We start from the raw sequence: 13,430 nt of genomic DNA on the forward strand, positions 1-13,430 counted from the left end.
CTATTTACGCACTTAGTGGCGGAAGTGGCGCATGCCGGTAAAGACCATCGCGACATTATGCTCGTTCGCGGCGTCGATCACTTCCTGGTCACGCATGGAACCGCCCGGCTGGATGACAGCGGTAGCACCTGCGGCAATCGCGGCGAGCAGGCCGTCGGCAAAGGGATAGAACGCCTCCGAAGCAACGGCAGAGCCGCGTGTCAGCGGTTCGGCAAGACCAATCGCCTTGGCGGCATCTTCCGCCTTCTGGGCGGCGATGCGGGCGGAATCCACGCGGCTCATCTGGCCGGCGCCAATGCCTGCGGTCTGACCATCCTTGGCATAGATGACGGCGTTGGATTTCACATGCTTGGCGATCTTGAAGGCGAACTTCATGTCCTCAAGTTCCTGCGCCGTCGGCGCGCGCTTGGTGACGACCTTGAGATCGAGATCCTCAACCATGCCATTGTCGCGGCTCTGTACCAGCAGGCCGCCCGAAACGGTCTTCGCCGTAATCCCGGCTGCGCGCGGGTCCGGCAGGCCGCCGGCGGTCAAAAGGCGCAGGTTCGGCTTGCGGGCAATGATGGACTTGGCTTCCTCGGTGACATCAGGCGCGATGATGACTTCGGTAAAGAGCTTGACGATCTCTTCCGCCGTTTCCGCATCAAGCGTACGGTTCAACGCAATGACGCCGCCAAATGCGGATACGGAATCGCATGCCAGCGCCCGCCGATAGGCTTCGGCAAGGGTTGGACCCGTCGCCACACCACAGGGATTGGCGTGCTTGATAATGGCAACGGCCGGAGCGTTTTCCGGCAGGAACTCCGCCACCAGCTCGTAAGCGGCATCCGTATCATTGATGTTGTTATAGGAAAGCTGCTTGCCCTGAAGCAGCGTCGCGGTTGCGACACCGGGGCGCTTTTCACCGGTCAGGTAAAAACCGGCGCTCTGGTGCGGGTTCTCGCCATAACGCATCTTTTCCTTCAGCACGCCACCGATGGCGCGGTAATCCGGCGTCTCGATTGCAAGCGCCTCTGCGAACCAGTTGGAAATCACCGCATCATAGGCCGCGGTTCGAGCATAGGCCTTGGCAGCGAAACGCTGGCGCAGCGCATAGGACGTCTGGCCGTCATCAGCCTGCAGGGCTTCAACCAGATCAGGATAGTCGGAGGGATCGGTAACCACCGTGACATAGGCATGATTCTTGGCAGAAGCACGGATCATTGCCGGTCCGCCAATATCGATATTCTCAACCGTCGTCGGATAATCGCCGCCCTTGGCGCGAACTTCCTCGAAGGGATAAAGATTGATCACCGACAGATCGATCGCCTCAATGCCATGTGCCTTCATAGCCTCGACATGTTCGGCGTCATCCCGGATAGCGAGAAGCCCACCATGCACATTCGGATGCAGGGTCTTGACGCGGCCATCCATGATTTCGGGAAAATTGGTCACGTCGGAAACATCCGTCACCGGCAGCCCAGCATCGGCAATGGCCTTCGCCGTTCCGCCGGTCGAAAGCAGCCGGACACCAAGCTTGGAGAGAACCGTCGCCAGCTCGATAATGTCAGTCTTGTCGGACACGGAAAGAAGCGCCGTGCGGATTTTGACCTTATCGGGGGCGGGGATTTTTTTGGACACGACGGCCATCGGGCATACTCCGTTTAACGGGGAGGACAGGCTGGAATGGGATTGATCCAGCAATTGCCGCCGCGTTAACACAGCTTACCGAATTAATAAACAGCAGGGACATCGAACGGTGAAAACTATGGCGGTTTTTGTCCCGCTCCGTCGGAATTTTCCTAGGCCTTGCGCTCGATGATCCAGCGGATCTCCCGCGTATTGGCCAGATTGAAAGGCAGTTCGATCTGTTGCGACGGACGCATGCCCGAGGCATCTGCCATGAAAACATCCTCCGTGACGAAAACCTCCAGACCCGGCGCTGAAAACAGCCAGGTGGTTCCGTCCGCCGCCTCCATATAAACCGACTCTTCATCCCGCTGATGCAGTTGAATATGAGGATGGATATGAAAACGTGAAACCGCTGAGATCGACTGCAATTGCACCTTTGCTGCATTCTCGTCAGCGCGAAGCAGGTCACGGCCCTTGATCTTCGTGCCAGCGGCATTCAACTCGATTTCACGCTCGTGGTAACAGCCGAAGTTCTGCAGGTATCCATCGTGCGACGCCCGCAGCACATCATTGCCGTTTTCATCCGTTCCGCGCTCGCTATCCACGTGGCTGACACCCGAAATCATGATCGGACCAAGAAGTCTGGAGCGCGATAATCTGCAGGAGGAGGTATCCGCAAGCGTAACGGTGGAATGGGCGGCCGTCGACCGGCTGGCCCGCTGATATTCCGGCGCGGCATTTCGTGGAAAACCGGAATTGACGATAAACCGGTTCTTGCCGCAGGACATTTCAAAGGACAGGCAACCCGAATGGGCATTGCGCGAAAGCTCGGCCGAACCGGGATACCCCGTGTCCACGATGATGACAGTCTCATCCGTCGCGAGCCGGTGGTAATTTACATCCGGCAGGATTTTCGAAGGCCGGCCGGCGGTTTCGTCATAACGCAGCACGGAGACAAGCTCATTGGCAAGCGTTGCCGTCGCGCCATTAAACAGCGCGAGATCGCCGCCCTGATGCCGGAAAAACCGGATTGCCGGAAACATCCGGTCTATTGCCGGCACCAGCCCCGAGGGCAGGTCGTGGCCAAGATTGATATAGCTTTGCCGAAGCGGCAGAAGATCGAGCAGCAGATCCAGCATGACCCGCGGATTGCGGGAAACATGCCCGCCATCGGGTAGAATCTGGCGTTCCATTTCCTGAGCCAGCTTCATTCCATGCCGGGTAATGCGTGACAGGCGTGTTGGCATGGCAATGGAGGCCATGGCAAGTGCGATCCTGATCCGCAGCCGGGCTTCGCCATCCGGTGCATGTTTCACGATCCTGTCGAGATACCGCACGTGAAAAGCGAGGCTTCTCAGGAACCGGCGATAGAAGCCGGCGTCAGCCTCATATAAAACCACTGGGGAATGGGATAACCAGGCGATCAAACGCTGTGCCGCAATCTCCGGCGACCATCCGGTGCCCGTAACGCGCCTGCCGTTCAGGGCAATCCACTCAGCCACGATGCGGCGCGCCCGCTTGCATGCCTCGCTCGACCTGTCGGAACGGATATGCCGCAGCCAGCCGAAAGCGTGCAACCGTTCTTCAAAAACGAGGGAGGGGTAATCCACCTGGAATGGCGAAAGGCCACCGGTTTCGACAACACGACCGGCAAGCGCGATCCGGCCGCGCAACAATTCCTCGGCAAAATACGGATCGATCGCCCTGAGATCGGTCGGCGCCGCAACCAGACCATCGGGAACACGGTTGGCAAACCGTGAGACATGCAGACGCAAAGGTGTGAGGCCGACACACAGATGACGATATGCCATCCGTGAAAGAAGACCGGCCGCATTCATGCTGCCTGCAAAGGACCCAAACAAGCTGTGTTTCCCGCTTCACATAGTTTTGTTTTTATCAGTGAACCGTGATGACCGGAACGTTATCGATAATATCAATGATTCGCTAAAGCTTCGCTTTTTTCTACTTCTTACGCAAGACACTGCTAAAAAACCCATCGACGCCGCCAAACATATCCGGCGTTGTACGCAAATCTCCCTGCGGGCTGATCGCCACCTCCATTCCCGGCCAGTCCTCCTTGCGTACGGCAATGCGCTCGATATCGGGATTCTCCGCCAGAACCTCGGCAATCATCGCTTCGCCCTCCGAAGGGTCCAGCGAGCAATTGGAGAACACCACGACACCGCCAGCCCCCACCAGCGTCAAGGCATGCCGCAGCATCTGGCCCTGAAGAGCCGCAAGCTTGGCAATGTCCGTTTCATCCTTGGTCCAGCAGACATCCGGATGTTTGCGCAGCGTACCCGTCGACGAGCATGGCGCATCCAGAAGAACGGCGTCGAAAAGCTGCTCCGGCTGGTACTTCAACATGTTGACCTCCACCGTTTCGGCGTGGAGACCAAGCCGGTCGAGATTTTCCCTGAGACGGCGCAGGCGATTTCCGGACTGATCCAGCGCCGTCACCTTTGCACCTGCAAGTGCGAGCTGGGCTGTCTTGCCGCCCGGTGCCGCGCAGAGATCGGCGACACGCTTGCCGGAAATATCCCCCAACAGCTTCACCGGCATGCTGGCCGCAAGATCCTGCACCCACCACGCGCCTTCGGCGAATCCGTCAAGCGAGGGGATCTGGCCTTCGAACTCACCTAGGCGAACGCTGCCATTCGGCATAAGTGTGCCACCCAGCTTTTCCGCCCAGAGACCAGGATCGGTTTTGACGGTGAGATCGATGGAGGAGGGCGTCAACTGCGCCTCCGAAATGCGTTGTGCGACCACATCGCCGTAGGCCGAAACAAGCCGGGCGTAAAACCAGTCCGGCAACACGGGCACATCGGCAAGAGCCGTTTCGATCTCCGTTTTTTCCCGGCCCAGCCGCCGGAGGACCGCATTGACCAGCTTCACGAAACGCCGGTTGCGCGGATCGCGGTGCGCCTGTTCGACAGCCAAGTCGACAGCGGAATGATCGGGAACATCAAGGTAGAGCATCTGCGCCGCACCGACGATGAGAACGTGATGCAATGATCGAGCACCCTGCGGCAGCGGACCATCCAGCAGCATCGCCAATGCCTTTTCGATGCGGGGAAGATGGCGAAGTGCACTATTGACGATGGCCCTTACCAATGCCCGATCCGCAAGCGACAGCGCGCGATAGACCGGATTGCCGTTTTCATTGTCCAGCATGCCGTCCAGCGAGGTCTTCTTTTCCAGAACGGCAGCAAGAATGCGAGTCGCGGCAATGCGTGCGGCAAGGCCTGGCTTGTCCTGGAAAGACGAAGGGCCGTCTTCACGGCCCCTGCCTTGCGCCGGTCTCGATTTTTTAAACCGCGCCGGCTTATTCTGAATATCGGATGTCAAGACCACGGCCCCTTGCGCTCGTTTTCGTTGCCACGTCCCCAACCCGTATTGGGCACGGAGCCTGATTTGCGCAGAGGTCTATCACCCGACGGCGGCGGCGTCGATGCTCGCGGGGAAAACTCCTGTGCCATGGCATGCAATGCTGCAACCCGGTTTTCGGTGTTCGGGTGTGTGGAGAAGAGATTGTCCATCCGCTCGCCAGAAAGGGGATTGATGATGAACATATGCGCCGTTGCCGGGTTGCGCTCAGCATCGTCGTTATGAATCTGCTGCGCCATGCCGGAAATCTTCTGCAAGGCTGAGGCGAGCCAGAGCGGATTACCACAGATTTCAGCACCGCGCCGGTCAGCGGAATATTCCCGCGTGCGGCTGATCGCCATCTGCACCAGCATCGCCGCAAGCGGCGCCACGATCATAGCAACCAGTACACCGATGAAACCAAGCGGATTGTTGTTGTTTTCCCGGTTGCCGCCGAAGAAGAAGGCAAAATTGCCGAGCATGGAAATAGCACCCGCCAGCGTGGCGGTGATCGTCATGGTCAGGGTATCGCGGTTCTGCACATGCGCCAGTTCATGCGCCATGACGCCGGCCACTTCCTCCGGCGTCAAACGCTCCAGCAATCCTGTTGAAGCTGCCACAGCAGCATTCTGCGGGTTTCGCCCCGTCGCAAAAGCATTGGGTTGCGGGCTGTCATAAATATAGACCTTCGGCATCGGCAAGCCGGCATTGTGCGAGAGGTCCCGGATCATGTGAAAAAATTCGGGCGCGTTCGCCTCGTCGATCTCCCGTGCCCGATAGGCTGAGAGAACCATTTTATCCGAATTCCAATAGGAGAAGAGATTCATACCAGCGGCGATAAGCAGCGCAATCATCATGCCACCCCGGCCGCCGATCAGAAAACCGACACCCATGAACAATGCGGTCATGAAGGCCAGAAGCATTGCCGTGCGCATCATGTTCATCCGTTGAAATCTCCCTGTCGCTCACCAGAATTGTTACGGGGTTTATAAAGCCCGTCAGATTATATAATCTGGTGAACGGCAAACATATTTCAATATCCCGTCATAGGGAGGATTTCTCATGCAGGACGCAGATAATGACAATGGCGCGGAAAAGCCGAGACGGTTGTCGCCGGCCGCAGAACGGGCCCTGAAAGAAGCGGAGGAGCGGCGCAGGCAACAGGCCGATCTTCAGCTGCCTCCGGAAACCGGCGGCAGAGGCGGTGCCGAACCCGTCCGTTTCGGCGACTACGAAATAAAGGGCCGGGCCATCGACTTTTGAGCCGCGCGAAATAAAAATACCCGCCAAAGGCGGGTATTTGTCAATTAAAACAGATATTTATTTATTTTTGCTCTAGCAGCCGGCAGACCGCTTCCAGCTGTTCCAGCGTACGATAGCCGATACGGATTTGCCCCGATCCGCCCTTGTGGATGATCTTTACATCAAGCCCCAGAGCGTCCGACAGGCTACGCTCCAGCGCTATCGTGTCGGAATCCTTTTCAGCCGCCGGCCGCTTCTCGACGATGTCCTGAGACTTGATGTCGTTCTGTGCCAGACGTTCGGCATCACGCACCGACAATCCCTTGGAAACGATCGTACGCGCAAGGCTCGCCGGATCGGAAGTGGACACGAGCGCACGCGCATGACCGGCGGAAAGCGAACCATCCGCCAGCATGTCTCGTACCGGATCGGGAAGCTTGAGAAGCCGGAGGCTGTTGGCGACATGGCTTCGGCTCTTGCCGATGATCTCACCGAGATCGTTCTGGGTATATCCGTGTTCGGCAATCAGCTGTTCATAACCCATCGCCTCTTCAAGCGGATTGAGGTCTGAACGCTGCACGTTCTCGACAATGGCCAGTTCCAGCGCGGTACGGTCATCCACATCACGAACGATAACCGGCACGTCGGTAAAGCCAGCCAGCTGCGCGGCGCGCCAGCGCCTTTCACCTGCAATAATCTCATATCGATTGACTCCAACCGTTCGCACCACCACAGGCTGAACAATCCCGTGCTGACGAATGGATGCGGCCAAATCCTGCAGCTCATTCTCATCGAAGTGCCGCCGGGGGTTTCTTTGACTGCGAGCAATGAATTCGATCGGGATGGTCCGATCAGCATTAACGGCCCGCTGCGGTTCACCCACCGGGACAGGTTGGTCCATTTCACCGATCAAGGCAGCAAGGCCGCGCCCCAATCGGCGCTTGGAAAGATCATCACTCATAAGACATTACTCCATACATTCCGGCAAACGTCAGGCGGCCTTGCGCAAACGCTCTCTCTGAATCACTTCCGATGCCAGCTGTAGATAGGCCTGACTGCCGGCACATTTCAGATCATAAAGAATTGCCGGTTTACCATAAGAGGGCGCTTCCGAAACACGAACATTGCGCGGAATGAGCGTGTGGTAAACTTTTTCTCCCAGGTGCGTCCGCACATCCGAAACGACCTGCTGCGCAAGATTATTGCGCGCATCGAACATTGTCAGAACAATACCCTGAATATCAAGTTGCGGATTAACCGAACCACGGATCTGGCTGACCGTATCCAGCAGCTGGCTAAGGCCCTCCAGCGCGAAAAACTCGCATTGTAGCGGCACCAGCACTGAATGCGCGGCTGTCATTGCATTCATGGTCAGAAGATTAAAGGAGGGCGGGCAGTCAACGAGAACATAGGAGTAGCCTCTCGCCTCCTGCGTTTCCATAGCCGCGCGCAGGAGAAACACACGATTGGAAACATTCGCGACCTGCATTTCAAAACCGAGCAAATCCATCGTGGAGGGTACGATATCAAGATTTGGAACGGCTGTTGGAACAGCAACGTCACTGATGCCATGATCGCCCACAAGGAGATCATAGGATGAAAGCTTCCGCTCCTTGCGATCAATTCCAAGCCCGGTACTGGCATTTCCCTGCGGATCAAGATCAATGATCAACACGCGTTCACCGATAGCCGCCAGCGCCGTTGCCAGATTAATGGCAGTAGTCGTTTTACCGACCCCACCCTTCTGGTTTGCGACTGCGATAATCCGGTTTTTTTCAAAAGTCATGCCGCACCTGGCCAGCTTATCAGCGCCTCAGGGTGAGGTTGCTGATTTCAAGAACAACAGAATCTGCCTCAATGGCACTCTGATGTTTTACCAGATCGAACTGCCAGCGACCATGCGCTTTCTGCACTTCCGAATCATAATCCCGGCCTTTATTAAAATAAGCCTTGAGATTTGGATTATTCCGCGCCCACGGGTGAATGTATTCGAAGAGCAGATCCAGCTCCGCTAGCGCCCGCGCCGAAACAGCATCGCAGGTTGCAACGATTTCGGGCGCTTTTTCGATTCTCACGGGATGAACCGCACCTCTTGCGCCGGTTTCCTTCAGCGCAATCCGCAAAAACGCGGCTTTCTTATTGTTACTTTCGATCAGATCTACCCAGCCATCGCCAAGTTCCGCCAGAAAAATAGCGGTGACAACGCCAGGAAAGCCGCCACCGCTGCCCAGATCGATCCATTTTTTTGGATGGGGAAAAAGTTGAAATATCTGCGCGCTGTCGGCAACGTGCCGGCTCCAAAGCTCGCCAAGAGTGGAAGGCGCGACCAGATTCGTGGTTTTGTTCCACTTCTTAAAAAGCTCAACAAAATGCTCGAGCCTTTCTTGTGTTTCACGTGAAACACTCTGGCCGTTTATCTTCATAATCCGACTCGCTATTGGTGCATGCGCAATTTTTCATTTCGCGCCGTGGAGTTTTTCCGCAGGAGCGCGAGCAGCAGCGATATCGCAGCAGGCGTCATACCGTCAACACGCGCTGCCTGCGCAATGTTCTCGGGTCGTGCCTTTTCCAACTTTTGTTTCAATTCATTGGAAAGACCCGACAGGCTCTGAAAATCGAAGTCCTCTGGAATCTTTCTGTCTTCGTCCCGCTTGATATCGACGATATCGGCGCTCTGTCGCTGCATATAAACCGCGTAACTGGCTTCGATCTCCAGAACCTCCGCAACTTTACCGCGGAGAGACTCCAGCTCCGGCCAGTGCTGCGTCAGAACGTCCAGCGTTATATCGGGATAAGCGAGCAGTTCATAAACAGAACGGCGCTGGCCATCCTGATTGAGTTTTAATCCCTGTTTCGCCGCCTGGGACGGGCTGATGGAGATAGTCTTCATCAGCTCGCGACCTGATTCCAGATCCGCAATAAATGCTTCAAAGCGCTTTTCGCGCTCGGCGCTGATAATGCCCGCCCTTTGACCAATCGGTGTCAGCCGCAGATCGGCATTGTCTACCCGGAGGGAAAGCCGGTATTCCGCCCTGGACGTGAACATGCGATAGGGCTCACTCACACCCTTGGACGTCAGATCATCGATCATGACACCGATATAGGATTCCGTGCGACTGAAATAGAGCGCGTCGGTATTGCTTGCATACAGAGAGGCATTCAGTCCGGCAACAAGACCCTGAGCGCCGGCTTCTTCATAACCAGTGGTGCCGTTGATCTGCCCGGCGAGGAAGAGCCCCGGAATTTTGCGGCATTCGAGCGATGGCTTGAGTTCACGCGGATCAACATAATCATATTCAATCGCATAACCGGGCTGAAGAATGGCAACCTGTTCCAACCCTGGTATGGTACGGATAAATTGTTCCTGAACCGAAGCGGGCAGGGAGGTCGAGATACCATTCGGATAAATGGTGTGATCATCCAGGCCTTCCGGTTCCAGAAATATCTGATGACCATCGCGCTCGCCAAAGCGGGTTATCTTGTCCTCTATCGACGGGCAATAACGCGGACCGACTCCCTCGATCTGTCCGGAATACATCGCCGACAAATGTATTTTGTCCCTGATGATCTTGTGTCCGGCAGGCGTCGTGCGGGTTACACCACATTCAATCTGCGGATTGGCAATATGATCGGTCATGAAGGAAAAGGGCACGGGATCTTCATCCGCCGCCTGCCGGTCTACAGCGCTCCAGTCAATCGTTCGGCCATCAAGCCGTGCAGGTGTACCGGTTTTTAGCCGTCCCATGACCAGACCGAGCCGCGAAAGTGTATCAGAGAGACCCACTGACGGTTTTTCACCCACACGGCCGGCAGGAATCTTTTCGGAGCCGATATGAATAAGCCCACGCAGGAAAGTCCCGCTGGTGAGGACAACAGCTCCACAGGGAATCCGGCTACCGTTTTCCATTAAAACTGCGGAAACCCGGTCATTGACCATCTCAATATCAAAGGCATCGCCTTCGATAATCGTCAGATTCTCAATTGCACCGATTTCCCGCTGCATAGCTTCACGGTAGAGCCGCCGGTCGGCCTGCGTCCGTGGCCCACGGACTGCCGGCCCCTTTTTGCGGTTAAGCATACGGAACTGAATGCCCGCCGCATCGGCGACCCTGCCCATCAGGCCGTCAAGAGCATCGATTTCCCGAACGAGGTGCCCCTTGCCAAGACCGCCGATTGCCGGATTGCAGGACATCACTCCGATGGTTTCGCGCTTATGGGTAACAAGAGCGGTTTTTGCACCATGCCGTGCGGCAGCGGCAGCCGCTTCACTGCCCGCATGTCCACCGCCGATAACAATAACATCGAATGACTGGTGCATATTCCTGCGCCCTATCCCAAATCACCGGCATGGCCCAAGGGGCCGCCAATGTTTCACGTGAATCATTTTCCTATGCAGAATTCCGAGAAGATTACACCGAGCAAGTCTTCCACATCAACGCGCCCGGTAATGCGTCCGAGCGATGTCGCCGCAAGCCGCAAATACTCCGACCTTATCGCAAGGTCCATGGCTTCGGAATCGAGCGCATCACTAACATAGTTCAGCGTCTCTTCAAGTCGTTTTTTATGGCGGGCGCGGGCGGGAACCAATGTCAGCCCTCCGCCTACGCGGTTTTCGATCTCCTGTTTGATCAACCCACGCAACCCATCAAGCCCCTGTCCTTCTTTTGCCGAGATCGAAAGATCGAAGCCATTTTTAACCGATCCGAAAGAGAGCGCGGCCTTCGTTCTGATATAAAGGCGGCGTGAATGCTCAAAGGAGACAGAAGATTGTTTCGGAGACGAATCATTATCTTGAAGTAACAGGACGAGGTCAGCATTCTCGGCAGTCAGCCGTGCGCGCCTTACACCCTCCTGCTCCACAACGTCCTGTGTCTCACGAATACCGGCTGTATCAAATATCCGGACAAGATAGCCTTCGAGATTGATATCGACGCTGAGTACGTCTCTCGTGGTTCCCGCTATATCGGTCACAATCGCGACGTCACGGCCACTCAAGGCGTTAAGCAGGGTCGATTTTCCTGCATTCGGCTCCCCAACCAGCGCCACCTTGAAACCGTCACGGATGATTTCGCTATTTCCACCATCATGAAGGTGAGCCGATATTTCCTGCCGCAATTGCGCCATCGCTTCCCAGACCTGAGAGGCAACAGAATCCGGGACATCATCCTCGTCGGCGAAGTCCAGCTCGGCCTCGATCAGCGCCCGTGCCCGCGTCAGCCGGCTTGCCCAGCCATCGTAGAGCGCCGACAGTTTGCCCGTACTCTGCTCCACGGCCAACCGTCTCTGCATTTCCGTTTCCGCCTGCAGCAGATCCGCCAGCCCTTCGATTTCAAGAAGATCCATCTTGCCATTCCCGAAGGCCCGACGGGAGAATTCACCGGCATCAGCAGGGCGGAACCCATCCAGACTTTCAAGCTCGGCGAAAATCGACGCCAGAACCGCCCGGCTTCCGTGGCTGTGAATCTCCACGCAATCCTCACCGGTAAAAGAATTCGGCGATGGGAAAACCATGACCAGCGCCTGGTCGATAATCTCGTTGTTTCGATTCCGAATCGAATTCAATACAGCTCGGCGCGGCGGCGGCGCTTGCCGCCCGGTCAATGCCGTCACAGCCACCAAAGCACCAGGCCCACTGATTCTGATCACGGCAACGCCCGCCGGCAAGGCTCCGCTTGAAAGCGCATAAATGGTATCGGCGGAAGCTGACATCGCTCACCTCGGATTAAAACAGTCAAGCCGCATCCGAATGAACGAATGCGGCTTCAAGGTCTTCAGATGAATCCGGCTAAACTCCGGATCAAGTATTCATGGATTCGAAGAAATCCGAATTATTCTTGGTCTGCTTCAGCTTGTCGATCAGGAATTCGATAGCGTCCATCGTTCCCATCGGCGCAAGAATACGGCGAAGAACGAAAATCTTCTGCAGATCCTGGCGCGGCACCAGCAGGTCTTCCTTACGTGTACCGGACTTCAGAATATCCAGCGCCGGGAAGATACGCTTGTCGGCAACCTTGCGATCGAGCACGATTTCCGAGTTGCCTGTGCCCTTGAACTCTTCGAAGATGACTTCGTCCATACGGCTGCCGGTATCGATCAGCGCAGTGGCGATGATCGTCAGCGAACCGCCTTCTTCGATGTTACGCGCGGCACCGAAGAAACGCTTCGGGCGTTGCAGGGCATTGGCATCCACACCACCGGTCAGAACCTTGCCGGAGGAGGGAACGACCGTGTTATAGGCGCGACCAAGGCGGGTGATGGAATCGAGCAGGATCACGACGTCGCGACCATGTTCAACCAGGCGCTTCGCCTTTTCGATGACCATTTCAGCGACCTGAACGTGGCGCACCGCCGGTTCGTCGAAGGTCGAGGACACAACCTCGCCCTTGACGGAACGCTGCATGTCGGTGACTTCTTCCGGGCGTTCGTCAATCAACAAAACGATCAGATAACATTCAGGATGATTTGCCGTGATCGAGTGAGCGATATTCTGCAGCAGAACCGTTTTACCGGTACGCGGCGGCGCAACGATCAATCCGCGCTGGCCCTTTCCGAGCGGAGCAACGAGATCGATGACCCGCGAAGACAGATCCTTGGATGTCGGAACATCCAGTTCCATCTTGAAGCGCTCGTTCGGATAAAGCGGCGTCAGATTGTCGAAGTGAACCTTGTGGCGAATCTTTTCCGGATCGTCGAAATTGATCGTATTGACCTTAAGAAGCGCGAAATAACGTTCACCTTCCTTGGGGCCGCGGATCGGTCCTTCAACGGTGTCGCCGGTCTTCAGCGAGAAGCGGCGGATCTGCGAGGGCGAGATATAGATATCATCCGGACCGGGCAGATAGTTTGCGTTGGCGGATCTCAGGAAGCCGAAACCGTCCTGCAGGACTTCAACGACGCCCTCGCCGATGATTTCGATGTCCTGGCTCGCGAGAACCTTGAGGATTGCGAACATGAGTTCCTGCTTGCGCATGGTGCTCGCATTTTCAACTTCCAGGGATTCGGCAAAAGTCAGCAAGTCGGTAGGCGATTTGCTCTTAAGTTCCTGAAGCTTCATTTCAGCCATGAAGAGAAGACCGTTTGATAATGTAATGTCGGGGGAGGGCGTGTTCGCGAATCAGATGCTGTGGGAGATACCGCAGATGACTGAATAATTCACATGCCACGAAGATGAGTGGTCCGAAAATAGCGATTGAACACGGCCGCTGCAAGAG

The 13,430-nt window shown here is 56.2% G+C and carries 11 protein-coding genes; 1 reads left to right on the forward strand and 10 read right to left on the reverse strand.

Annotation, left to right across the window (positions count from 1 at the left end):
- Window positions 1-12 precede the first annotated feature (12 nt).
- From purH to htpX, 4 genes are all read right to left on the reverse strand, one after another.
- Entirely contained in the window at window positions 13-1,629 is a 1,617-nt protein-coding gene (gene purH / locus JZX88_RS18280) for a bifunctional phosphoribosylaminoimidazolecarboxamide formyltransferase/IMP cyclohydrolase (protein ID WP_206914357.1), read from the reverse strand.
- Window positions 1,630-1,781: 152 nt separating this feature from the next.
- A complete protein-coding gene (locus JZX88_RS18285; protein ID WP_206914390.1) occupies window positions 1,782-3,449 on the reverse strand; it encodes a heparinase II/III family protein in 1,668 nt (555 codons plus the stop codon).
- A 124-nt stretch (window positions 3,450-3,573) separates the two neighbouring features.
- Complete coding sequence (locus JZX88_RS18290) at window positions 3,574-4,959, reverse strand: RsmB/NOP family class I SAM-dependent RNA methyltransferase (protein WP_206914358.1); 1,386 nt, start codon at window positions 4,957-4,959, stop codon at window positions 3,574-3,576.
- Entirely contained in the window at window positions 4,956-5,921 is a 966-nt protein-coding gene (gene htpX, locus JZX88_RS18295) for a zinc metalloprotease HtpX (protein WP_065114424.1), read from the reverse strand. Before htpX ends, JZX88_RS18290 begins: the two co-directional genes overlap by 4 nt.
- Window positions 5,922-6,039: 118 nt before the next feature.
- Between htpX and JZX88_RS18300 the strand changes: the two genes are divergently transcribed.
- The gene (locus tag JZX88_RS18300; RefSeq protein WP_110756558.1) at window positions 6,040-6,240 is read left to right on the forward strand and encodes a DUF1674 domain-containing protein; all 201 of its coding nucleotides are present in this window, start codon (window positions 6,040-6,042) and stop codon (window positions 6,238-6,240) included.
- A gap of 61 nt (window positions 6,241-6,301) precedes the next feature.
- Here JZX88_RS18300 and JZX88_RS18305 read toward each other — a convergent pair whose 3' ends face one another.
- The 6 genes from JZX88_RS18305 to rho all read right to left on the reverse strand — a co-directional run bounded on the left by JZX88_RS18305 (window position 6,302) and on the right by rho (window position 13,282).
- Window positions 6,302-7,180 carry a ParB/RepB/Spo0J family partition protein gene (locus tag JZX88_RS18305; protein WP_206914359.1) on the reverse strand — a complete coding sequence of 293 codons (879 nt, stop codon included), beginning with the start codon at window positions 7,178-7,180 and terminating at the stop codon, window positions 6,302-6,304.
- Between the two features lie 30 nt (window positions 7,181-7,210).
- On the reverse strand, window positions 7,211-8,005 hold the full coding sequence (locus tag JZX88_RS18310) for a ParA family protein (RefSeq protein WP_206914360.1): 795 nt from the start codon (window positions 8,003-8,005) through the stop codon (window positions 7,211-7,213).
- A 19-nt stretch (window positions 8,006-8,024) separates the two neighbouring features.
- Window positions 8,025-8,642, reverse strand: coding sequence for a 16S rRNA (guanine(527)-N(7))-methyltransferase RsmG (gene rsmG, locus JZX88_RS18315; RefSeq protein ID WP_110756554.1), 618 nt, complete (start codon window positions 8,640-8,642; stop codon window positions 8,025-8,027).
- Window positions 8,643-8,653: 11 nt separating this feature from the next.
- A complete protein-coding gene (gene mnmG, locus JZX88_RS18320; protein WP_206914361.1) occupies window positions 8,654-10,537 on the reverse strand; it encodes a tRNA uridine-5-carboxymethylaminomethyl(34) synthesis enzyme MnmG in 1,884 nt (627 codons plus the stop codon).
- Window positions 10,538-10,599: 62 nt separating this feature from the next.
- Window positions 10,600-11,928: a tRNA uridine-5-carboxymethylaminomethyl(34) synthesis GTPase MnmE gene (gene mnmE, locus JZX88_RS18325; protein WP_206914362.1), complete on the reverse strand. Its 1,329-nt coding sequence runs from the start codon at window positions 11,926-11,928 to the stop codon at window positions 10,600-10,602.
- Between the two features lie 88 nt (window positions 11,929-12,016).
- Entirely contained in the window at window positions 12,017-13,282 is a 1,266-nt protein-coding gene (rho, locus tag JZX88_RS18330) for a transcription termination factor Rho (protein WP_004444236.1), read from the reverse strand.
- Window positions 13,283-13,430 lie beyond the last annotated feature (148 nt).

It is taken from the genome of Agrobacterium sp. OT33, from assembly GCF_017313365.1.
Taxonomy (GTDB): Bacteria; Pseudomonadota; Alphaproteobacteria; order Rhizobiales; family Rhizobiaceae; genus Agrobacterium; species Agrobacterium rhizogenes_A.

Bases quoted from the DNA above. Each gene is read 5' to 3' on its own strand.
- purH (WP_206914357.1), bottom strand. From the start codon at position 1,629: ATGGCCGTCGTGTCCAAAAAAATCCCCGCCCCCGATAAGGTCAAAATC.
- JZX88_RS18285 (WP_206914390.1), bottom strand. From the start codon at position 3,449: ATGAATGCGGCCGGTCTTCTTTCACGGATGGCATATCGTCATCTGTGT.
- htpX (WP_065114424.1), bottom strand. From the start codon at position 5,921: ATGAACATGATGCGCACGGCAATGCTTCTGGCCTTCATGACCGCATTG.
- JZX88_RS18300 (WP_110756558.1), top strand. From the start codon at position 6,040: ATGCAGGACGCAGATAATGACAATGGCGCGGAAAAGCCGAGACGGTTG.
- JZX88_RS18305 (WP_206914359.1), bottom strand. From the start codon at position 7,180: ATGAGTGATGATCTTTCCAAGCGCCGATTGGGGCGCGGCCTTGCTGCC.
- JZX88_RS18310 (WP_206914360.1), bottom strand. From the start codon at position 8,005: ATGACTTTTGAAAAAAACCGGATTATCGCAGTCGCAAACCAGAAGGGT.
- rsmG (WP_110756554.1), bottom strand. From the start codon at position 8,642: ATGAAGATAAACGGCCAGAGTGTTTCACGTGAAACACAAGAAAGGCTC.
- mnmG (WP_206914361.1), bottom strand. From the start codon at position 10,537: ATGCACCAGTCATTCGATGTTATTGTTATCGGCGGTGGACATGCGGGC.
- mnmE (WP_206914362.1), bottom strand. From the start codon at position 11,928: ATGTCAGCTTCCGCCGATACCATTTATGCGCTTTCAAGCGGAGCCTTG.
- rho (WP_004444236.1), bottom strand. From the start codon at position 13,282: ATGGCTGAAATGAAGCTTCAGGAACTTAAGAGCAAATCGCCTACCGAC.